The 21022-nt window shown below is 72.5% G+C and carries 20 protein-coding genes; 8 read left to right on the forward strand and 12 right to left on the reverse strand.

Annotated features, from left to right (window positions below; translation table 11 throughout):
• Positions 1-1006: HNH endonuclease (locus tag BUB75_RS48260; RefSeq protein ID WP_218617910.1), on the forward strand; the 1006-nt coding region annotated here is incomplete at its 5' end.
• A gap of 112 nt (positions 1007-1118) precedes the next feature.
• Here BUB75_RS48260 and BUB75_RS32655 read toward each other — a convergent pair.
• The 6 genes from BUB75_RS32655 to BUB75_RS32680 are packed head-to-tail and all read right to left on the reverse strand — an operon-like array spanning position 1119 to position 7961.
• A complete protein-coding gene (locus tag BUB75_RS32655; RefSeq protein ID WP_073262552.1) occupies positions 1119-4388 on the reverse strand; it encodes a putative PEP-binding protein in 3270 nt (1089 codons plus the stop codon).
• Positions 4381-4788 carry a hypothetical protein gene (locus BUB75_RS32660; protein ID WP_073262554.1) on the reverse strand — a complete coding sequence of 136 codons (408 nt, stop codon included), beginning with the start codon at positions 4786-4788 and terminating at the stop codon, positions 4381-4383. The genes BUB75_RS32655 and BUB75_RS32660 overlap by 8 nt, the downstream gene beginning before the upstream one ends.
• Complete coding sequence (gene dhaL, locus BUB75_RS32665; protein WP_218617911.1) at positions 4781-5362, reverse strand: dihydroxyacetone kinase subunit DhaL; 582 nt, start codon at positions 5360-5362, stop codon at positions 4781-4783. The genes BUB75_RS32660 and dhaL overlap by 8 nt, the downstream gene beginning before the upstream one ends.
• Positions 5359-6345, reverse strand: coding sequence for a dihydroxyacetone kinase subunit DhaK (dhaK, locus tag BUB75_RS32670; RefSeq protein WP_073262557.1), 987 nt, complete (start codon positions 6343-6345; stop codon positions 5359-5361). Before dhaK ends, dhaL begins: the two co-directional genes overlap by 4 nt.
• 56 nt (positions 6346-6401) lie before the next feature.
• Entirely contained in the window at positions 6402-7469 is a 1068-nt protein-coding gene (locus BUB75_RS32675) for an FAD-dependent oxidoreductase (protein WP_073262559.1), read from the reverse strand.
• An 18-nt stretch (positions 7470-7487) separates the two neighbouring features.
• Positions 7488-7961: a phosphoribosyltransferase gene (locus tag BUB75_RS32680; protein WP_073262561.1), complete on the reverse strand. Its 474-nt coding sequence runs from the start codon at positions 7959-7961 to the stop codon at positions 7488-7490.
• A gap of 82 nt (positions 7962-8043) precedes the next feature.
• Here BUB75_RS32680 and BUB75_RS32685 point away from each other — a divergent pair, with 82 nt between their 5' ends.
• Positions 8044-8985: a S1C family serine protease gene (locus tag BUB75_RS32685; RefSeq protein ID WP_073262563.1), complete on the forward strand. Its 942-nt coding sequence runs from the start codon at positions 8044-8046 to the stop codon at positions 8983-8985.
• Here BUB75_RS32685 and BUB75_RS32690 read toward each other — a convergent pair.
• From BUB75_RS32690 to BUB75_RS32710, 5 genes are all read right to left on the reverse strand, one after another.
• Complete coding sequence (locus BUB75_RS32690) at positions 8978-9742, reverse strand: DUF427 domain-containing protein (protein ID WP_073262565.1); 765 nt, start codon at positions 9740-9742, stop codon at positions 8978-8980. The two genes, BUB75_RS32685 and BUB75_RS32690, sit on opposite strands and share 8 nt — an antisense overlap.
• A gap of 49 nt (positions 9743-9791) precedes the next feature.
• On the reverse strand, positions 9792-10985 hold the full coding sequence (locus tag BUB75_RS32695) for a hypothetical protein (RefSeq protein WP_073262567.1): 1194 nt from the start codon (positions 10983-10985) through the stop codon (positions 9792-9794).
• Entirely contained in the window at positions 10978-11511 is a 534-nt protein-coding gene (locus BUB75_RS32700) for a SigE family RNA polymerase sigma factor (RefSeq protein WP_073262569.1), read from the reverse strand. The genes BUB75_RS32695 and BUB75_RS32700 overlap by 8 nt, the downstream gene beginning before the upstream one ends.
• 73 nt (positions 11512-11584) lie before the next feature.
• Positions 11585-12610: a S1C family serine protease gene (locus BUB75_RS32705; RefSeq protein ID WP_073262571.1), complete on the reverse strand. Its 1026-nt coding sequence runs from the start codon at positions 12608-12610 to the stop codon at positions 11585-11587.
• Positions 12611-12724: 114 nt separating this feature from the next.
• Positions 12725-13147 (reverse strand): hypothetical protein, encoded by a 423-nt coding sequence (locus tag BUB75_RS32710; protein ID WP_073262573.1) that lies wholly within the window; start codon positions 13145-13147, stop codon positions 12725-12727.
• Positions 13148-13294: 147 nt separating this feature from the next.
• Between BUB75_RS32710 and BUB75_RS32715 the strand changes: the two genes are divergently transcribed.
• The gene (locus BUB75_RS32715) at positions 13295-13981 is read left to right on the forward strand and encodes an NUDIX domain-containing protein (protein WP_073262575.1); all 687 of its coding nucleotides are present in this window, start codon (positions 13295-13297) and stop codon (positions 13979-13981) included.
• Between the two features lie 68 nt (positions 13982-14049).
• On the opposite strand, the gene BUB75_RS32720 is transcribed toward BUB75_RS32715, so the two are convergent.
• Positions 14050-14448 (reverse strand): HNH endonuclease, encoded by a 399-nt coding sequence (locus tag BUB75_RS32720; RefSeq protein WP_218617912.1) that lies wholly within the window; start codon positions 14446-14448, stop codon positions 14050-14052.
• A gap of 140 nt (positions 14449-14588) precedes the next feature.
• Here BUB75_RS32720 and BUB75_RS32725 point away from each other — a divergent pair, with 140 nt between their 5' ends.
• From BUB75_RS32725 to BUB75_RS32745, 5 genes are all read left to right on the forward strand, one after another.
• Complete coding sequence (locus BUB75_RS32725) at positions 14589-14945, forward strand: bifunctional 3-phenylpropionate/cinnamic acid dioxygenase ferredoxin subunit (protein ID WP_073262579.1); 357 nt, start codon at positions 14589-14591, stop codon at positions 14943-14945.
• Positions 14946-14957: 12 nt separating this feature from the next.
• Positions 14958-17357 carry a GcvT family protein gene (locus BUB75_RS32730; RefSeq protein WP_073262581.1) on the forward strand — a complete coding sequence of 800 codons (2400 nt, stop codon included), beginning with the start codon at positions 14958-14960 and terminating at the stop codon, positions 17355-17357.
• A 27-nt stretch (positions 17358-17384) separates the two neighbouring features.
• On the forward strand, positions 17385-18539 hold the full coding sequence (solA, locus tag BUB75_RS32735) for an N-methyl-L-tryptophan oxidase (RefSeq protein WP_073262583.1): 1155 nt from the start codon (positions 17385-17387) through the stop codon (positions 18537-18539).
• Positions 18536-19636, forward strand: coding sequence for an aromatic ring-hydroxylating oxygenase subunit alpha (locus BUB75_RS32740; RefSeq protein ID WP_073262585.1), 1101 nt, complete (start codon positions 18536-18538; stop codon positions 19634-19636). The genes solA and BUB75_RS32740 overlap by 4 nt, the downstream gene beginning before the upstream one ends.
• An 86-nt stretch (positions 19637-19722) precedes the next feature.
• On the forward strand, positions 19723-20886 hold the full coding sequence (locus tag BUB75_RS32745) for a DUF4407 domain-containing protein (protein ID WP_073262587.1): 1164 nt from the start codon (positions 19723-19725) through the stop codon (positions 20884-20886).
• Positions 20887-21022 lie beyond the last annotated feature (136 nt).

The following is a 21022-nucleotide window of genomic DNA, read 5'->3' on the forward strand; positions in this document are numbered from 1 at the left end:
CACCACCGCCGGTGAACAACCCCACCTCACCGTGCTGGTCCACGCCAGCGACCTGCGCCGCACCCCGGCCGGCCGCACCGTCCTGGCCGACACCCGAGTTTCCGGCCCGGACGGCCCGCTGCCGAACAGCGGTGTGTCCGGCTGGGATCTCGGCTCGGATGCCGACCGGGGCTTCGACCGGATGTGGGACCCGGATACCGACTGCGCCGCGGACCCTGATCAAGCCGCCGACGAGATCCGGGCTGGCGACTGGGACTGGGACGTGGTCACCGACTGGCTCACCGACCCCCAGCACCAACCCCAACCCGCAACCCCCACCGGCAACCACCCCGACACCGGACCCAGCGGCCCCGACACGCACCCCGGCGCCTCCGGCAGCGGGCCCGGCGGCCCGGGTGGCCCCGGCGGCGGCCCGGGTAACGGTGACCTCGGCCGCTCCAGCAGTGGCTCCGGCGGCGACCGGGGTAACAGCGCCAGCCGTGGCTCCGGCGGCGGCCCGGGAAGCGATGGCCTCGGCGGCTCCGGCGGTGGCTCGGGCGGCTCGGGAAGTGGCTCCGGTCGTGGTCCCCGGGTCTGGGTTCCCGGTAGCCGGTGGGTCCCCGGACCCGGCGACGGCGGCCGCACCGACTTCGGCGACACCCTCCCCCTCGAAGCCATCGACCGCATCGCCTGCGACGCCGCGATCAACCGCATCATCCTCGGACCCGACGACGTCCCCATCGCCGTCGGACGCCGCACCCGCCTCGTCCCACCCACCATGCGCCGCGGCCTCGTCGTAAGGGACCAGGGCTGCCGATTCCACTACTGCACCCGCCCACCCCACTGGACCCAAGCCCACCACATCATCCCCTGGACCCACGGCGGACCAACCGACATGAACAACCTCATCCTCCTGTGCGGCTTTCATCACCACCGCGTCCACGACGAAGGCTGGACCCTCCAACTCGACGGACAAGAACTCACCATCCGCCGACCCGACGGCACCATCCTCGACCCACCCGACTAGCGAACCCAACAGCCGAAACAGCCGGGCGGCACCCCGTCACCCGGCCCATCGGCATGCCCACCGACGCCGCGCGGCCATCGGCATGCCTCGAATTGCCAGGCCAGGCGGGTTCTCACATGGAGCGGACCGTCGCGGCGGCGCGGGCCTCGGCGGCGCCGGGGCGGGTGAGTAGGTCGGCGACGAGGGTCGCCGCGTCGGCGACGGAGGTCTCGCGGACGGCCTGCTTCACGCCGGGCACCTGCGCCGGTACGACGCTCAGCTCGCGGGCGCCGAGTCCGACCAGGACGGACGCCGCCCCCGGCGCCGAGGCGAACTCACCGCAGACGCTCACCGTCACCCGCTCCCCCGCTGCCCGGCACACCACGTCGACGAGGCGGAGCACCGCGGGGTCCCACGGATCGCCGAGCGACGCGACGCCGCCGTCGCCGCGGGCGGCGGCCAGCGTGTACTGCGTGAGGTCGTTCGTTCCGATGCTGAACACGTCCACCAGCGGCGCCAGCGCGGACGCCTTGAGCGCCGCGGCAGGCACCTCGATCATCGCGCCGACCCGCAGCCCCGCCGGAATGCCCCTGCCGATACCCCGGACCGCGTCGTCCAGCGCCTCGCGGGCTGCGCGCAGCTCGTCGACGGTGCTGACCATCGGGAACAGCACGCTCACCGGTGTCTCGTGTGCGACCCGGACGATCGCGGTGAGCTGCGCCGCGAACAAATCCGGGCGCAGAAGCGAGAACCGCAGCCCTCGGACGCCGAGGAACGGATTGTCGCCCGGCGGCACCGGCGCGTACGGCAGTGGCTTGTCGCCGCCCACGTCGAGCGTCCGCAGCGTGAGACGCCGTCCGCCGAGCGCGTCGGCGAGCGCGCGGTACGCGGTGACCTGCTCGTCCACGTCCGGGGCGGCGTCCCGGTCGAGGAACAAAAATTCGGTGCGGACCAGCCCGGCCAGGTCGGCGCCGGCCGCTGCGGCAGCGGTGGCGTCGGCGAGACCGCCGAGGTTCGCGCCGACTTCAATCTGGACGCCGTCCCGGGTGCGGGCCGGCCGGTGGGCCTGGGCCGCCGCGGCGGACGCCGTCCGCACGGCGTCGGCGCGGGTGCGTTCGAGCCGCTCCCGGACGTCAGGGGCCGGGTCTAGCACCAGCTCACCGGTGTCGCCGTCGAGCGCGACCGGCGTGCCGTCCGGGACCGCGAGCACCGTGTCCCCGGCCGCCACGACCGCTGGGATGCCGCGGGCCCGCAGCAGGAGGACGCTGTGTGCGGTGGGGCTGCCGTGCGCGAGGACGACCCCGGCGATGCGCGCGGGATCCACCGCGACCGCCTCCACCGGCGTGAGGTCCTCCACGATCAGGACGACGCTCGCATCCGCAGAAGCGTCTCGCCCGGCGCTACTCACCAAGCCCATCCCGGACGCGGCGTCGGCGGGCGCGGCGTCAGACGCTGCCGAATCATCGGCAGGCGCCACCTCACCAGTCGAGTCGAAGCCCGCCGTGGTGGCGGCGGTCGCGACGTCGGCGCGCACGACCTCGCCAGGCGTAGTGGGAGCAGGCGTAGCGGCGGAAGACGCGACCTCGGGGCGCACAACCTCGCCAGGCGTAGTGGGAGCAGGCGTAGCGGCGGTAGGCGCGGGGCGCGTGGTGGCGGCAGATGTGAGGGCGGCCATTACCTGGTCGCGCAGGGCTGCCAGGTCGGCGGCGCGGGCTCGCAGGTAAGGGTTGGCGAGCGCGCTCCAGGTGGCCTCGGCCGCGCCGATCGCCTCGGCCCAGGCGGTCCCGGCATCGGCTCCGGACGTTATCCGCGCGGACGCCGCCGTCCGTAGCTCTGGATCGTCCAGCAGCAGCAGGTGAGCGTCGAAGATGCCGGCTTCGGCAGCGCCCAGTTCGGCGGCGACGCGCTCGCGGACGGTGGTGATCTCCGCGGCCACCGCTGCCAGCGCGCCCTCGAGCCGCTGCTGCTCGTGCTCCGGGCTGCGTGCCGCGGCCACTGGATCTCCCGCAGCAGGACGCAGGGCCCGCTGCCGCACGACCCCGATGACGATCCCTGGGGATGCGGCCAGGGCTCCTGCGCCCGCCAGCAGCGCCACGGTCTCGCCCGACTCAGATGGCCCCTGACCAGCCGGGACCGCCGCAGGCATCCCTGCGGCAAACGGCTCCGCAGCAGACGGCTCCGCGCTAGACGGCACCGCGGCGGAAGGCCCTGCTGCAGGCGATACCCCTGCAGGCGATCCCGCTGCAGGGGAGCCCGCTGCGGACGAGCCCACTGCAGGCGTGCCCGCTACGGGCAATCCCACCGCGGGGGATCCCGCTGCGGGTGGCAGCGCGGACTCGGGTGGAGCCCAGCGCGGACCGGGGGGCGCGCCGAAGATCTCGTGGGCCGCGCTGAGGACGCGGCGCAGTGCGTCCTCAGCGCCCGCTGGGACGCCGACCTCCACCTCGTGTCCGGACAGCGCCTCCAGGGTCGCGACCCGGCTCAGGCTCTCCGCGGGTACCGGCCCGGCACCGGTCGTCAGGTTCCGCAGCGTCACCGGCACCCCGGTCCCGCGCACAGCCCCGATCAGCGCCGCAGCCGGACGGGCGTGCAGCCCTTGCGGATCGGTCACCACGAACGAACCCCGCAGCCCGCCGACCGTCGACGGCGCGTCCGCGCCCCCGGACACCGGCCCAGGCCCCGCGCCTTCCGGCGCCGATCCATGTCCGGCGCCTCCCGGCACCGACGACGGCCCCGCACCCCCCGACACCAACGGCGACCCCACATCTCCCGACACCAACAGCCCCGCCCCCTCCGACACCGACGGCGGCCCCGCACCCCCCGACACCAACGGCGACCCCACGTCTCCCGGCGCCGACAGCCCCGCCCCCTCCGCCGCTGGCGGCGACCCCGCGTCTCCCGGCGCCGGGCGCGACCCGGAGCCCTCCGGCGCCGACGGGGACGCGGCGGGCGGCGGCCCGGCCGCTACCGGCGCACCGAGGTGTTCGGTCTTCGCGATCAGTCCGGCCGCCGCCTCGGCCGCTACTTCGGCCCGTGGCGCTCCTCCGGCCGCTGCGACCACGGCCGCGACCAGCCCCTCGACGAGCGGCGCCGGGCTCAGCGTCACCCGCTCCGCGACGTCCGGATCGAGCAGGTCGAGCGCGAGCTCGGCCGACAGGACCGCGGAGCCGAGGTCCATCAGCACGACCACGCCTGCCGGTCCGGAGACCTCGCCGATCGCCTCGGCGATCGCGACCGCGTCGGTCCCGAGCCCCACTTCCCCGGCGGGCCCTGCGTCGTCGAGACCCGCCGCGACCGCGATCCGCACCGGCGCATCCTGCGCCATCTCCCTGGCCAGCCCCACCGCCGCCCGCGCCAGCGGACGGCTGTGGGACACGGCCACCAGACCGACGATCTCAGCCACCGGCCGAGCCTCCCGCGGTCAGGATGCCACCGGCCGTGCCCGCCGCCAGGACGGCCGCCCGCGACGCCACGACGGTCACAGCCCTCGACCCGACCCGCCACGCCTGCGACGACGACTCCCGAAGCCGCGGCTCTCCGCCTGGCGACCGGCACCCGCGTAGCCACGACGACCTCACGCTCGCGACGGCCACCCCCAGAACGATGGCCACTCCAAGAACGACAGCCACCCCAAGAACGACAGCCACCCCAAGAACGACAGCCACCCCAAGAACGACAGCCACCCCAAGAACGATGGCCACCCCAAAAACGATGGCCACCCCCAGAACGACAGCCACCCCCAGAACGACAGCCACCCCCAGAACGACAGCCGCCCACGCCCCTGACGCCACGACCTCAGCCACTTGCCCCGAGGGTCACCGCGGCCGCCGTGACCAGCAGCGCCGCCGAGGTCGCCCCCGGATCGAGGTGACCGGCGCTGCGCTCACCCAGGTAGCTGGCTCGGCCCTTGCGGGCGACGAGCGGGATCGTCGCGTCCCGGCCGGCGTCGGCGGCGTCCACCACGGCGGCCCAATCCTTGCCCGCTGCCAGCGCCTCGGCGGCCGGGACCAGCGTGTCGAGCATGGTCTTGTCGCCGGGCGCGGCTTTGCCCCGGGCAGCGACGCCGTCGACGCCGGCGCGGAACGCGGCCGGGAAGCCGTCGCCGATTGAACCCGCGGCTCGCAGGAAGAACGTGCCGTAGAGCGGTCCGCTGGCGCCGCCGACGGTGCTGACCAGCACCATCCCGACCTTTTTGAGCAACGCCCCGTCGTCGGGGAACGACGAATCCTCGAGCGCCGCGACCACCGCGGTCAGCCCCCGCGAGAGGTTGGCGCCGTGGTCGGCGTCGCCGATCGCGGAGTCCAACTCTGTCAGCCGCGGCGCCTCCGCCACCACCGACCGCGCGAACTCCCGCACCCAGGCCTCGACGTCACTCACGCGCCCCACCGCAGCCCGGGCGTGTCGACCGGGGCGTCCCACAGCCGGAGCAGCTCGTCGTCGAGGGCCAGCAGCGTCACCGACGCTCCGGCCATGTCGAGGCTGGTGATGTACGACCCCACCAACGATCGCACGACCGGTATGCCCTGCTTGTCCAGCAGCGCGGCGACCTCGCCATAGAGCAAATACTGCTCGATCAGCGGGGTTCCGCCGAGGCCGTTGACGAACGCCAGCACACCCTGGTCCGGCTGGAGCTCGGCCAGTACCGGCTCGACCAGCATCGCGGCCGCCTCGTGCGCCGACGCCATGGGCACCCGCCGCCTGCCGGGTTCGCCGTGGATGCCGACGCCGAGCTCCATCTGGTCGTCCGGGAGGTCGAACGTGGGCTTCCCGGCGGCCGGCACCGTGCACGACGTCAGCGCGAGCCCCATGCTGCGGCCGCGGTCGTTGACACGCTGCGCGATCGCGGCGACCTCGGCGAGCGGACGGCCCTCTTCGGCGGCGGCGCCGGCGATCTTCTCCAGCAGCACGGTGACGCCCACGCCGCGCCGGCCCGCGGTGTAGAGGCTGTCTTCCACGGCGACGTCGTCGTTCGTGATCACGGTGGCGATCTCGACGCCCTCGGCCAGTTCCGCGGCCATCTCAAAGTTCATGACGTCGCCGGTGTAGTTCTTGACGATGTGGAGCACGCCGGCACCACCGTCGGCGAGTTGGGTCGCGGCGAGGATCTGGTCGGGGACGGGAGAGGTGAACACTTCCCCGGCGCAGGCGGCGTCGAGCATGCCGCGCCCGACGAAGCCGCCGTGCATCGGCTCGTGCCCCGACCCGCCGCCGGAGATCAGCCCGACCTTGCCCCGGACCGGCCCGTCTCCCCGGTACACGACCCGGTTCTTGAGATCGACCGCCAGCTTCGGGTGAGCGGCGGCCAGGCCCGCGAGTGCCTCGACCACGACGTCGGCGGGAGCGTTGATGAGCTTTTTCATGCCGATGCTCCTTTGCAGCAGCAGAATCCAGTGTGGTCGTCCGCAGCCCTCGCTCGCTACGGCAGATCGTCGGGGAGCCCGCGGGACGCGACGGCGGCGGCGAGGTCGGCGCCGAGCGCGGGGGCGAACTTGAACAGGTTCTCGCCCCAGACGGCGAGCACCGGTCCGGCGCGCGCGACCTGGATGCCGTCACCCAGCTCGGGCGTCACCGCGCAGTACACGGTGTCGACCGGGGTGGGGTCCACGACGTCGCCGAGGAATTCCGCGACGTAACCGGTGACGACGGGCTCGGCGCGGCGTCTGGCCTCGTCCGGTCCGATTTCCCAGGCGGTGTCCTCCTCGGGTAAGTGGCCGCCGATCGCCCACTGGCCGGGCGCGGCCAGGTGGCCGTAGGTGGTGAACCCGTCCTTCCAGGCGCCGCTGCGTTCGATCCAACAGCGCGGCGGCGGCAGCGCGCCTCCGTCCGGCCCGGCGGTGGCCACCAGCGGAAACGTGAATCGGACGTGGTGCTCCAGCGCGGCGGGGACCGGGAGGCCCAGCGGTGCGGCCAGTGCCGCGGTGCCGGTGCCCGCCGCGATCAGCACCGAGTCACACTGCCAGCTGCCGCCGGTCGAGTGGATCGTGGCCGTGTCCCCGTGGACGGTGATCCGCCGCACAGCGTCCACATGCACGGAGCGACGTACCGCGGCGGTGAGGAACTCGCCGGTGGCCTCGGCCCGGATGACGCCGCCCGCGGGGTCGACCAGGAACGGCCCCGGCGTTCCCGGCCGGGCCGGAAGGCCCGGGACGTCGGCGACGTCGGCATACAGTCCACAGCGGACCCCGGCGGACCGCATCGCGGCGTACCACTCGTCCGCGCCGACGCCGCTGACGACCGTGCTCTCGGCCCCCACCAGCGTGCGGCCCGCCGTCCGCTCCCAGCGGCGCCAGCCGGTCCGGGCCCTGGCGGCGTACCGCACGAGCGCCGGGGTGCCGTGCGCCAGGCGGAAGATCCGGGTGCCGCCGCGCGACCGGCCACCCATCGGCGCACCGGATTCGTAGCACCGCACGCTCACCGGGTACCGCCGCAGGGCGTAGGCGGTCGACAGTCCGACGATGCCGGCCCCGATCACCCCGATGCGCACGGTCCTACCGTAAGCGGCTCACCCGACGGGCGGCAGGGTCGACCACGGGAAGTTGATCCAGCGATCGGTGCGCCGCCAGACGTACTCGCAGTGAACGACCGATTGCGGCTTTTCGTACAGCACCGCGGTGCGTGCCTCGGCGACGTGCGCGGAACAGAACTCGTAGACGACCTCGAGCGTGCGGCCGGTGTCGGCGACGTCGTCCACGATCAGGACCCGCGCGCCGGCCAGGTCGACGATCTCGGGCACCGGCGGCAGCATCACCGGGACCGCGAGCCGCTCGTCCACGCCGGTGTAGAACTCGACGTTGATCGTGGCGACGTTCTTCACGTCGAGCGCGTAGGCCAGCGCGCCGGCGGGCAGCAGGCCGCCGCGCGCGATCGCCAGGACGATCTCCGGGCGGTACCCGTCGGCCGCGACCTGAGCGGCGAGCTCACGGGACGCCGTGCCGAACAGATCCCAGGTGAGCACTTCACGGGCACCAGAAGTCACGCCGAATCGTAAACGCGGCTGGCGGGAAGCCCGCGACCGAGCAACAGTTGCAACAAGGTAATCAACCAGCGAGGAGGCCCTCATGACCGAACTCGACGCCTACTCGCAGATCGTCACCCGGGTCGCCCGGACGGTCGGGCCGCACGTCGCCGCGCTCGCGGTGCGGAGCAGGCGCGGCGAGGGCGCCGGTTCCGCGGTCGTCGTGGACTCCGACGGCCTGATGCTGACCAACGCGCACGTCGTCCACGGCGCGGAGAGCGGACGGGTGGCGTTCGCCGACGGCTCGGAGAGCCGCTTCTCGGTGATCGGCGCGGACCCACTGTCCGACCTGGCGGTCGCCCGGGCGGACGACGCGCCGATCGACGGGATCGAACTGGGCGACGCCGACGCACTGCAGGTCGGGCAGCTCGTCGTGGCGGTGGGCAACCCGCTGGGGCTGTCCGGCACGGTGACGGCCGGGGTGGTCAGCGCGCTCGGCCGGTCGCTGCCGGCCCGCAGCGGTGGCGCGACCCGCCTGATCGAGGACGTGATTCAGACCGACGCCGCACTCAACCCCGGCAACTCCGGTGGTGCGCTGGCCGATGCGAACGGACGAGTGGTCGGGATCAACACCGCGGTCGCGGGCATCGGCGTCGGCCTGGCCGTCCCGATCAACACGACGACCCGGCGGATCCTGACAGCCCTCCGCGCCGACGGCCGGGTCCGGCGGGCGTACCTCGGCCTGGTCACCGCGCCGTTCCCGCTGCCCGACGTGCTGGCCAGGCGACTCGCGGAGCGCAACCAGGGCCGGGCGCCGTCCCGGGGCCTCCGGGTCGTGGAGGTGGTAGCGGGCAGCCCCGCCGACCACGCCGGCGTCCGCACCGGTGACCTGCTGCTGGACGCCGGGCGCGCCCCGGTCCGGGACGCCCAGGGGTTACAGAAGCTGCTGTTCACCGACGCGATCGGCGTGCCGCTGCCGCTGACCGTCTACCGCAACGGGGCGATGGTCGACGTCATCGCGGTGCCCACCGAGCTCCCTAACTGAAGTGCGTCCGGGGCCGTTCCTGCCGCACGCCGTCGAGCGTGACGTCGACCTTCTCGTCGTAGAACGCGGCCAGGCCGGTCACCTTCTGGCTCTCCGGCAGCGGTGACCGGTAGGCCCAGACGACGTTCGAGTGGACGACCCCGGACTCCAGCACCACGTCCCAGTACGTCGCCGCGCCCTTGTACGGGCAGTGCGTGACCAGCGTCGACGGGCGTAGCAGGTCCAACCGCACGTCGGTGAGCGGCAGGTAGTACCGCGGCGGCAGGCTGGTCTCGAACAGGATCCGCGGCTGATGGGAGTCGGCGACGACGACGCCGTCGATGCTCACCTGGACGTGCCGGCTGCTGCTCAGGATGTCCACCCGCTTGTACGGGTCGCGGGGGTGGACGTAGACCGGCTCGTCCTCCTCCAGCCACTCGTCCATCGACGCCCAGTCCAGCCGCACCAGGTCCCGCAGCTCCGGCACCGGGGAGTCCGGGAACAGCACGGCGGCCGACCCGAGCGTCCGGTCGGGCAGCACCACGTCCTGGACGGCGCCGTCGCCGCGGCTGGGCGACCGGCTGACCTCGCCGGTCGGCACCAGCTCGGCGAACACGTCGGCTCGCGGCACGTAGTAGGTCGGGTAGTACGGCTTCTCCCAGACGAAGAACGGGCGCCGGGTGTCGGCGACCACCCGGCCGCCGACCAGCGCCCGGACCCGCTTGAGGCCCGGCTCCACCCGCACCCTCCCGCGCTTCTGTTCGGTCTCGGTGGTCATGCGGCCGCCTCCTCGTCGGGTCGCTCACCGCATTCAACCCCGATTCGGCTCAGCGCACCCGTTTCAGGTCGAGCACGTGCTGGAACCCGGTCTCCCCCGGCCAGGAGACGACCCGGTCCCCGAGCGTGACGCCCATCAGCACGGACGGCGCGTTCCGGACCCGGCCGAGTTCTACCGTCCGGTTCTCGACCAGGTCGATCAGGTCGAGGACCTGCGTCCCGTCGGGGGCCAGGGTCTTGCGGAAGAGCGGTAGGTAGCGGTCGCGGATCGGCGTCAGGGAAGCGAAGTCCGTCCGGTGCTCGGGCCAGGACCGCCGGTCGGTGCCGTCGACGCGGACGGTCGTGACGTGCATACCGTCGTGGCCGAGCGCGACGCACCAGACCGGGCTGCACGAGTCCCGGAAGCTCGTCGCGGTGAACACCGCCGTGCGTCGTTCGCCGGTGCGGGTGTTCCACAGCGTCGTCGGAGTGCCGGCCGGGTGGTGGGGCGCCTCCTGGTTGTGCACGAGCCAGGGCCAGAACACGGTGAAGTACTGATCGGTGCCGGGCAGCAGCGTCGGCGTGCCGCCGACCGCGGGGATGATCCGGATCCCCTCGGGCGTCGGGCCGTAGATGACCCGGTCGCCGTCCAGCGTGAGCGAGAACGTTCCGAGCGTGTTGCTGACGGTGGCGATCTTCTGCAGGTGCGGTGCGTCGAGGCGTGCGCTCCAGATCTCTTCCGGTCCCGTTCCGCGGCTCAGCTGCCAGACCACCCACCTCGAGTTGGCCCGCACCTGGCTGATGTGGACGCTCGCGCTACTGGTCTGCGGGTACTCGACGATCGTCTCGACGCTCTCGGAGTCGTCGCTCAGGATCACCAGCTGCGCGGTCCCACCCGACCCGGGCGTGCTGGCGATCGTGCGCCCGTCCGGGAGCACGGCGTTCACCGAGAGCGGGCGGACTCCGTCGAGCGTCGACGGCACCGTCCGGACCGCGTCCGGCCACCGTTCCTCGGCGGTGGCGGGTGTGGTCGGCGCCGGGGTGTCCCGCCAGGCCCGCAGCGCTCCGACGGCGCCGGTCAGCACGGCGAACACGGTGACGGCGGCGGCCGCAGCCACCAGCGTGCCGCGGCGTCGTGCGTGGCGCCGGGCGACGGTCCGGTGCAGGTCCGGCGGCGGCGGTGGTGCCGCGTGCGCGGCCCGGTTCAGCGTCCGGGTGAGGACGACGTCCAGCGCGACGCCGTCCGGGTGATCACGGTCAGACATGGCGCCTCCGCTCGGTGGTGAGGATTTCGGGCTGCGGTGGTGCGGCGCCGGGCGTCAGGTGCTCGCGAAGCGTCCGTAAGCCGCGCAGCGCCTGGCTGCGGACGGTCGCGCGACTGACCCGCAGCCGCTCGGCGATCGCGTCGTCGCCGAGCCCCTCGTAGTAGCGCAGCACCAGCACCGCCCGCTGCCGTGGGGGCACGACCGACAGTGCCCGCCAGACCCCGATGTCCTCCTCGGCCCGCTCGATGCCGGGATCGGTGGCCCAGCCCTCCGGGACCGCTTCGACCAGCCGTTCTCGCCGGCGTTTGCGCCACCAGCTGACGTGTAGCCGGGCCATCGTCGTGCGGACGTACGCCTCGGGATCGTCCCGGCGGCGGACTCGCCCCCACGCACCGCGCAACCGGACCAGGGCCTCCTGCACCAGGTCCGCCGCGTCGTGCGGGTTGCCGGTGAGGACGAAGCCGTAGCGGGTCAGCGCGGTGGCGCGCTCGGAGACGAACTGTTCGAAGCCATCGGGCTCCGCCACTGGACACACCTTCCCCGTCCTGAGAACTCAGTCCTTCCCAGGACGCGCGGGGCCTCACATCTGTTGCACAGTTTCAGCCGGTGATCTCTCCGACCGTGACCGAGATCGTGGTGGCGTCCCCGCCGCGCTGCACGACGACGTCCACCCGGTCGCCGGGCTCGACCGCGCGCAACGCCACGTAGACGTCCTCCACCGCCTCGACGTTCTCCGCGCCCAGCTTCGTGATCACGTCACCGGCCCGGATCCCGCCCGCCGCGGCGGGAGAACCGGAGGCTACCCGCACCACGACCGCGCCCTTCTCGGCGTCCACGCCGAGCGCGTTGCGCACCGCGTCGGTGAGCTCGGTCAGCGAGACGCCGAGGTACGGGTGGGTCGCCTTGCCGCTGGCGAGCAGCTGGTCGGCGACGTCGACGACCGTCGCGCTGGGGATCGCGAAGCCGAGCGACACCGCGCCGGACGTCGGCGGGATGTAGGCCTCGTTGATGCCGACCAGCCGGCCGCGGGCGTCGAACAGGCCGCCGCCGGAGTTGCCGGGAGAGATCGCCGCGTCGGTCTGGATCAGGTCGACGAGCGGCCGCCCGCCGGTCTGCTCGGCCGGGATCTGGCGTCCGACCCCGGAGATGATGCCCTGGGTGACCGTGTTCTCGAACCCGAGCGGGCTGCCGATCGCGAGCGCCACCTCGCCCGCCCGCGGCAGGTCCGACCGGATCGCGACCGCCGGAAGGTTCGTCCGCTCGGTCCTGATCACCGCGAGGTCGGCGATCTCGTCGGTGCCGACCACGGTTCCGTTGACGGTCGCGCCGTCGGCCAGCGTCAGCGTGACGGCGCGCGTGGTGCCGACCACGTGCTGGTTGGTGACGACCGTGTCCTTGCGGTAGACGACGCCGCTGCCCTGCGACTGCCCCGCGGTCACGGTGACGACGCTCGGCTCGACGACCTCCACCACGTCGGGGATCGACGCCCCGGTCGGCGCCGCCGACACACTGGCGGACGTCTCCGCGGCCGGTTCGGTGTCCGGTGAGCTCTCGGTGCACCCGGCCAGGAGCCCCGCACCGCACACGACCAGCGTGAACACCGCCCACTTCCGCTGCCGGATCATCCGCCGCCTCCCTCTGCGTAATCGCGCAACTACGCTACGCGCGCGTAAACGCTAACCCGGGAGACCCCCTGACGCAGCGGAGGCTCAGCGCCGGCCGGAGGCGACGGCAGCAGCTCAGCGCCGTCGGCGGATGCGGTGCCAGACCGACGCCGCGGCCACCGCGACCCGGGCGATCACCAGGTCGGCGCGGGTGGCCGGACGCCCGTGCGCCACCGCGGTCGCGACCACCGGCACCGGCTCCGGGCCGGGCTCGTCCGGCACCGGACGCGCGGGCTCGACCTGCCGCAACGACGGACGCGGCGCGAGCGCGGCGAGCGAGCGGGCCACCGAGAGCGCCCGCGGGTCGGGCCCGGTCGTCTCGGCGTCGTCGGCCAGACCGGCGAACAGGTCGGCCAGCGCGACGCGCAGTTCGTCGTCGCGCAGGTCCACCTCGGCCGACTGCCGGAAGCGCGACGCCGCGGCCCGCAACTCCGCGACGCCGGTGTCGTATCCGGCCCGGTACTGGTCCCGCAGCGCGTTCCAGTCGACGTCCGTCATCTCACCCTCCGCCGGGATCCTCGACAACCCTCGGTTCCCAGGTAACCACCTTCCGCGGCGGACACTCACCGTCCATTGCGGATCTTCCGGGACGAAAAACCCGACACCCGGCGCATACTTCACAGAAGTGCGCGGGAAGATAGGAACATGACGTCGACACCACCCGACACCGCAGGCACACCGGGGGTGGACGCCCCCGACGGCCGCGGCCGCACCGGGCTCCACCTGACCGGCCGTGACCTGCGGGGCAACCCCCGGGTCGAGATCCTCGACGTCGAGCTGCTCTCGTCGAGCTGGTACGTGCTGCGCCGGAACACGTTCACGTACCGGCACAGCGACGGACGGGTGACCACCGAATCCCGGGAGACCTACGACCGCGGCAACGGCGCGACGATTTTGCTTTACGATCCCGGGCGCCGCACGGTGCTGCTGACCAGGCAGTTCCGCTTCCCCGCGTACGTCAACGGCCACCCGGACGGGATGCTGCTGGAGACCGCGGCCGGGCTGCTGGACGGCGACGACCCGGAGACCGCGATCCGGCGCGAGGCCGCCGAGGAGACCGGGCACACGGTCGGCGACGTCGAGCACGTCTTCGACGCGTACATGAGCCCGGGATCGGTGACCGAACGGTTGAGCTTCTACGCGGCGCCGTACAGCGCGGAGAGCCGGACGTCGGAGGGCGGCGGCGTTGCCCACGAGGGCGAGGACATCGAGGTCGTCGAGTTGCCGTTCGAGGACGCGCTGGCCGCGATCGAATCCGGCGAGATCGACGACGCGAAGACGATCATGCTGCTCCAGTGGGCGGCCCTGCGCGGCCCGTTCCGCCCGGCCTGACGTCCACGCGCCGCCCCAAGCTCGTGGGATGCACTCGACTGCTCGATGCCGGCGGCCTGAGCGCGCGATCAGATCTCGAGGCGGCGGAGCTGGGTGACGATCTGGGCGCGGGCCCGGCGCTGACCGCCACGGCGTTCGATCGCGCCCTCCAGCTCACGGAGCGTCCGCGCGAGCAGCGTCCGGTCGACCGGCCAGCCGAGGCGCTCGCACTCGTCGGCCCATTCGGCGGCGCCGCGGTGCCCGCGCGCCCGGTTGCACCGCCCGCAGGCCGCCAGTTCGTTCTCCAGCCAGGACGGGCCGCCCTTCACCCGCGGCACCAGGTGGTCGGTCGTCGCGCGCACCAAGCGCCCGAATTCCCGGCCGCACCACACGCAGGAGGCACCGTCCCGCGCTATCCGGGCCGCCAGCCGATCGGCACGGCCGACACCGTCGGTCACCACCGGCATCACTTCTCGTCCAGCGTCCATCACGTCCATTAACGCTCACCCGATCCACCCTTGTCCTCTGCTCTTGACAGGAGCGATTCAGGCTCCGAATCTGTTGCGTAGGACGCACAGCGTTCTGTATCACGCACCACCCCCTGCACCCCCTTCCCCGAGGTGCCGCGATGATCCCGGTCTGCCGACTCGCCGATCTGCCCCGTGGGGAGAGCCACCGCCTGGACGACCTGACGCCGCCGATCAGCGTCTTCCACACCGAGGACGGCGAGCTCTACGCGCTCGACGACACCTGCACCCACCAGGACGCCTCGCTCGCCGACGGCTGGGTGGAGGGCTGCGCGGTGGAGTGTCCGCTCCACGCGTCCCGCTTCGACCTGCGGACCGGCGTTCCGGAGGGCCTGCCCGCGAAGGCCCCGGTGCGCACCCACGAGGTGCGGGTCGTCGACGGAACGATCCACGTCGTCCCGTCGACGGCCGCCCCGCACCTGCCCCCGGGCACCCGGCTGCCCGGCGTCCACCAGTAGTTGGAGGTAGCGATGCGAGTGATCATCGTCGGCGCGGGCGTCGTCGGGAGCGCGATCGCCGACGAGCTGACCCAGCGCGGCTGGTCCGACGTCCTGGTGCTCGACCAGGGGCCGCTCTACGCCACCGGCGGGTCGAGTTCGCACGCACCCGGTCTGGTGTTCCAGACCAACCCGAGCAAGACCATGACGAACTTCGCCCAGTACACGGTGGAGAAACTCGGAGCGCTCGGCCCGCACTGCTTCAACCAGGTCGGCGGCCTGGAGGTCGCGACCACCCCGGCCCGGCTGACCGAGTTGCACCGCCGGGCCGGGTTCGCGGCCTCCTGGGGACTGCCCGGCCGGGTACTCGACCCCGAGCGCGCCGCCGCACTCCACCCCCTGCTGCGCCCCGAACGGATCCTCGGCGGCTACCACACCCCCACCGACGGCCTGGTGAACGCCGTCACCGCGGTCACCGTCCAGGCCGAACGCGCGATCGCGCACGGCGCCCGGTTCCTCGGCGGCCACACGGTGACCGCGGTGCTCCGCGGCCCGGACGGCCGGGTCGCCGGTGTCGAGACCGACCGGGGCCGGTTCGACGCCGAGATCGTGATCGGTGCCGCCGGGTTCTGGGGGCCGCGGTTCGGCGCGCTCGTCGGCCTTCCGGTCCCGCTGCTGCCGCTGGCCCACCAGTACACGAAGACCGGGCCCGTCGCCGCGCTCGCCGGGGCCACGAACGACGCGACCGCGCCGATCCTCCGCCACCAGGACGCCGACCTGTACTTCCGCGAGCACGGCGACCGCGTCGGCATCGGCTCGTACGCGCACCGCCCGATGCCGGTCGCCGAGATCCGGACTCACGCCGAGGCAGCGGTCATGCCGAGCGTCGAGGAGTTCACCCCCGCCGACTTCGACCCGTCCTGGGACGACGCGGTCGCGCTGCTGCCGGCGCTGGCCGAGACCAAGGTCGAGGAAGGCATCAACGGGATCTTCTCGTTCACCGCCGACGGGTTCCCGCTGATCGGCGAGCACCGCGACCTTCCCGGACTCTGGATCGCCGACGCGGTCTGGGTGACCCATTCGGCCGGGGTCGCGCGCGCCGTCGCACGGTGGATCGTGGACGGAAACCCCGGGATCGACGTCCACGAATGCGACCTGTACCGGTTCGACCGGGTGCAGCTGACCGAGTCCTACGTGCGGGAACGCGCCGGCCGGAACTTCATCGAGGTGTACGACATCCTGCACCCGCTCGACCCGCCGGCCAACCCGCGGCCGCTGCGGGTCAGCCCGTTCTACCCGCGCCAGGTCGAGCTCGGCGCGGTGTTCACCGAGGGCGCGGCCTGGGAACGGCCGCTCTGGTTCGCGGCCAACGACGGGCTGCCGGAGGTCCGCACGATCCCGGATCGGGACCCGTGGTCGGCGCGGCACTGGTCGAAGACCGCGGGCGCCGAGGCGCTGGTCACCCGCGAGCGGGTGGCGATGTACGACATGACGCCGCTGATGCGGCTCGAGGTGGCCGGGCCCGGCGCGCTCGGGTTCCTGCAGCACATGACGACGAACAACGTCGACAAGCCGCCCGGCGCGGTCACGTACACGCTGCTGCTCGACGAGGCGGGCGGCGTGCGGAGCGACCTCACCGTGGCCCGGCTCGCCCCGGCCCGCTTCCAGGTCGGCGTCAACGGGCCGCTGGACCTGGATCGGCTGCTGCGCCACGCCCCGGACGACGTGCACGTCCGGGACGTCACCGGTGGCACCTGCTGCGTCGGGCTGTGGGGGCCGCTGGCTCGCGACGTGCTGCAGCCACTGACGTCGGCCGACGTCTCGCACGCGGCGTTCGGGTACTTCAAGGCACGGCACCTGACCGTCGGTGACGTTCCGGTCGACGCGCTGCGGCTGTCCTACGTCGGCGAGCTGGGCTGGGAGCTCTACACGTCCGCCGACCTCGGCCTCCGCCTCTGGGACACGCTCTGGGACACCGGTCAGCGGCTCGGCGTGATCGCGGCCGGCCGCAGCGCGTTCAACAGCCTGCGGCTGGAGAAGGGCTACCGGCTGGCCGGTACCGACATGACCACCGAGCACGACCCGTTCGCGGCCGGGCTCGGGTTCGCGGTCCGCAACGACAAAGACTTTGTCGGACGCGATGCGCTGCGCGCCCTCGGCGAACCGTCGTCCCGCCTGACCGTGCTGACGCTGGACGACCCGGCCGCGGTGGTGCTGGGCAAGGAGCCGGTGTACTCCGGTGACACCCCGGCTGGGTACGTGACCAGCGCCTCGTACGGTTACACGATCGGGCGGTGTGTCGCGTACGCCTGGCTGCCCGCGTCGCTGCGGGCCGGGGACGCGGTGACGATCGACTATCTGGGTACCCGGCTGGCCGCCACGGTCGGCACCGAGCCACTGGTCGACCCCGGGATGCTGCGTATCCGGCGATGATGGGGCATCCGGCGCTGAGAGGACCTCATGAACAGCTATGACGTCATCGTCCTGGGCCTGGGCGGGATGGGCAGCGCCGCGGCGCACCACCTCGCGGCGCGCGGGCAGCGCGTCCTCGGGCTCGAGCAGTTCGGCCCGGCGCACGCGCTGGGCTCCAGCCACGGCGGCTCACGGATCATCCGGCAGTCCTACTTCGAGGATCCGGCCTACGTCCCGCTGCTGGTCCGCGCCTACGAACTCTGGGAGGACCTGGAGGCGGCGTCCGGCGCGGACCTGCTGACGCTCACCGGCGGGCTCTACGTCGGCCCGGCGGAGTCCACGACGGTGGCGGGCAGCCTCGCCGCCGCCCGCGAGTGGAACCTTCCGCACGAGCTGCTGGACGCCGAGACGATCCGCGTCCGCTTCCCCACGACGGCGCCGGACGAGGACGTCGTCGGGCTCTACGAGGAGCGAGCCGGGTTCGTCCGTCCGGAGGCGTCGGTCGCCGCCCACCTCTCGGTCGCCGGCCGGCTCGGTGCGGACCTGCACTTCGAGGAGCCGGTCCTGGACTGGTCGGCGCACAGCGGTGGAGTAGCCGTCACCACCGCACGGGGGACGTACACCGCCGGAACCCTCGTGATCTCCCCCGGCGCCTGGGCCCCGCGTGTCCTCGCCTCGCTCGGCCTGCCGCTCCGGGTGGAACGGCAGGTCATGTACTGGTTCCAGCCGGTCGGCGGCGTCGAGCCGTACCTGCCCGACCGCCACCCGATCTACGTCTGGGAGGACCGGACCGGCGTCCAGACGTACGGGTTCCCGTCGATCGACGGTCCGGAGGGCGGCGTCAAGATCGCATTCTTCCGGAAGGGGATCGACACCACACCGGACACGCTGGACCGCGAGGTGCACGACGACGAGATCACCGCGATGGCCGAGCGGGCCGGGCGGGACCTCCCGACGCTCCCCGGGCGCTTCCTCCGGGGCGCGGCCTGCATGTACACGACGACGCCCGACGAGCACTTCGTCATCGCGCCCCACCCGGAGCACGAGCGGGTCGTGATCGCGTGCGGGTTCTCCGGCCACGGTTTCAAGTTCGTGCCGGTCGTCGGCGAGATCCTCGCGGACCTGGCGACCGACGGCACGACCCGGCACCCGATCGCGCTGTTCGACCCGGCCCGTTCCTCCGCGGCGGGGAGCCGGACATGACTCCGCTGCCGGCCACGCTCCCCGGCCGGTACTACACCGACCCGGAGGTCTTCGCCCGCGAGCAGGAGCGGATCGTCGAGCGGATGTGGTTCTGCGCGGTCCGCGCCGACGACCTGGCCGCGTCCGGCGCGTTCCGCACCGTGCGAATCGGGCGGGAGAGCGTCGTCCTGGTTCGTGGGCGGGACCGCGGGATTCGGGCGTTCCTGAACGTCTGCCGGCACCGGGGGGCCCAACTGTGTGTGGACGAGGAGGGTTCGGTCGGTCGGGCGTTCCGGTGCGTGTACCACGCCTGGACGTACGACCTGACCGGCAAGCTGATCGCCGCTCCGAACCTGGCGAGCATGCCCAGCCTGGACAAACAGGCCTACGGGCTGATGCCGGTGCACACCCGCGAGTGGCTCGGCTACGTCTGGGTGTGCCTGGCCGAGGACCCGCCGTCATTCGCCGACGACGTTTTCGGCGCGGTGATCGAACGCCTCGGCGACCTGGCGAGCATCGACGCCTACGACGTGCCGTCGCTCAAGGTCGGGCGGCGGATCCGGTACGACGTCGCGGCGAACTGGAAGCTGATCGTCGAGAACTTCATGGAGTGTTACCACTGCGCGACGATCCACCCCGAGCTGGTCGAGGTGCTGCCGGAGTTCGCGAACGGGTACGCCGCGCAGTACTACGTGGGGCACGGCGCGGAGTTCGGCGACGGCGTCGAGGGGTTCACGGTGGACGGTTCGGCGGGCCTGGACCGGATCCCCGGTGTCTCGGCGGCCCAGGACCGGCGGTACTTCGCGATCACGATCCGCCCGCAGGTTTTTGTCAACCTGGTGCCCGACCACGTGATCCTGCACCGGATGGTGCCGCTGGCCGCCGACCGGACCGTCGTCGAGTGCGACTGGCTGTACCTGCCGGGGGTCGTGGAGTCCGGCGCCGACGTGTCGGCCTCCGTCGAGCTGTTCCACCGCGTCAACCAGCAGGACTTCGAGGCCTGCGAGCGCACCCAGCCGGCGATGAGCTCCCGCGCCTACGCCCGGGGTGGCGTCCTGGTGCCCAGCGAGAACCACATCGCCGGGTTCCACGACTGGGTGCGGGCACGAATCGACTGAGCGCTATTCGGCCCGCACGCCACATTGCCCGTGTCCCCTATCCTCACAGGAAAGTCACGGGTGTGGTCGGCCGCCAGGAGTCTTGAGTGGGGCGTTTCCTTATCTGGCTTTCCGGGGCCAATCGCGAAGTACTGGCGAAAACGCCGGGCGAGGTCGGCAAGTACGAGGGCCTGGGCGGGGTGGTGCTCACTACCGCCAGCATGGCCGCGCTCTCGGCCGGGCTGGCGATCAATCTGGCGTTACAGGCGTCGATCGTTGTCTGTGTCCTGGTCGGACTGTTCTGGGGTCTGGCGATCCTGAACCTCGACCGCTGGCTGATCTCGGCGTTCCCCCGGCGGGACGCGCTGTGGAAGAACTTCCTGCAGGCGCTGCCCCGGTTCCTGATGGCGTTGCTGATCGGCGTCGTCGTGTCGACGCCGCTCGTCCTGCGCGTCTTCAACAACGAGATCAACGACCAGCTGCGCGACACCCAGAACCGGAAGCTCACCGCCGCCGCGCAGCGGATCGTCGCGGCCCACGACATCCCCAAGTGGGAGCAGAAGGTCGCGGACGACACCGCGGCGATCAACGCCCGCAGCCAGGCGGACAAGATCGTCAAGGACCAGCGGGCGGTCCGCGACGCCGGCCGGCAGCTCGAGGCGGCCCGGCGGGAGCGGAAACAGGCGCTGAACAGCGGCGATACGTCCGAGGTCACCCGGCTCGAGACACTGATCAGGGTGCGGGAGGAGCAGTACGGCCGCACCGCGCGCTCCGAGGTCGCCCGCCTCAACAAGCTGGGCAAGCAGAACATCGCCCACGACACCGCGGAGCTCCAGCGGCACCAGCGCGAGCAGAAGGCGGAACTCGCCGCGTCGCGGGAGGCGATCGAGAAGAACCAGGGTCTGCTGGAGCGCATCCGGGCGCTCGGCGACCTGCGGGCCGAACGCGGCGACGTGCAGGCGGCGTACCTGGTGCTGTGGGCGTTCATCACGCTGATCGAGGTGCTACCGGTCCTGCTGAAGTTCCTCATGACGCTGGGTGCACCGAGCCCGTACGAGGTGGCGCTGGTTTCCTACAATCGGGACCAGATCAAGAGCGCCGAGCAGCACATCGAGCATCAGAGCAAGGCACGCGAGGAAGAATTGGCAGCCCGGGCCCGGCTGCGGACGAAACAGACCGAGATGTCGGCAGAACTCGGTGAACAGGAATTGCGTCGTCGCCTCGATCGGGCGAACCAACGCAGTAGCGGGTCCGCCCTATTCGGACCCTGATCGGATAAATATGCTCCGGCGCTCGGTCGCGCTATTCGGCCGCGCGTCGAACCGAGCACGCCGCGACCCCCGAACGGTTGTCGAAATTGGGGCCACGTCGCGGAGTTTTCTCTCTTTCTCGAACCTGAAGAGGAAC

It is taken from the genome of Cryptosporangium aurantiacum, from assembly GCF_900143005.1.
Taxonomy (GTDB): Bacteria; Actinomycetota; Actinomycetes; order Mycobacteriales; family Cryptosporangiaceae; genus Cryptosporangium; species Cryptosporangium aurantiacum.

Coding starts and splice junctions, on each gene's coding strand:
- dhaK (WP_073262557.1), bottom strand. CDS start 6,345: ATGAAAAAGCTCATCAACGCTCCCGCCGACGTCGTGGTCGAGGCACTC.
- BUB75_RS32685 (WP_073262563.1), top strand. CDS start 8,044: ATGACCGAACTCGACGCCTACTCGCAGATCGTCACCCGGGTCGCCCGG.
- BUB75_RS32690 (WP_073262565.1), bottom strand. CDS start 9,742: ATGACCACCGAGACCGAACAGAAGCGCGGGAGGGTGCGGGTGGAGCCG.
- BUB75_RS32695 (WP_073262567.1), bottom strand. CDS start 10,985: ATGTCTGACCGTGATCACCCGGACGGCGTCGCGCTGGACGTCGTCCTC.
- BUB75_RS32705 (WP_073262571.1), bottom strand. CDS start 12,610: ATGATCCGGCAGCGGAAGTGGGCGGTGTTCACGCTGGTCGTGTGCGGT.
- BUB75_RS32710 (WP_073262573.1), bottom strand. CDS start 13,147: ATGACGGACGTCGACTGGAACGCGCTGCGGGACCAGTACCGGGCCGGA.
- BUB75_RS32715 (WP_073262575.1), top strand. CDS start 13,295: ATGACGTCGACACCACCCGACACCGCAGGCACACCGGGGGTGGACGCC.
- BUB75_RS32720 (WP_218617912.1), bottom strand. CDS start 14,448: ATGGACGCTGGACGAGAAGTGATGCCGGTGGTGACCGACGGTGTCGGC.
- BUB75_RS32725 (WP_073262579.1), top strand. CDS start 14,589: ATGATCCCGGTCTGCCGACTCGCCGATCTGCCCCGTGGGGAGAGCCAC.
- BUB75_RS32730 (WP_073262581.1), top strand. CDS start 14,958: ATGCGAGTGATCATCGTCGGCGCGGGCGTCGTCGGGAGCGCGATCGCC.
- solA (WP_073262583.1), top strand. CDS start 17,385: ATGAACAGCTATGACGTCATCGTCCTGGGCCTGGGCGGGATGGGCAGC.
- BUB75_RS32740 (WP_073262585.1), top strand. CDS start 18,536: ATGACTCCGCTGCCGGCCACGCTCCCCGGCCGGTACTACACCGACCCG.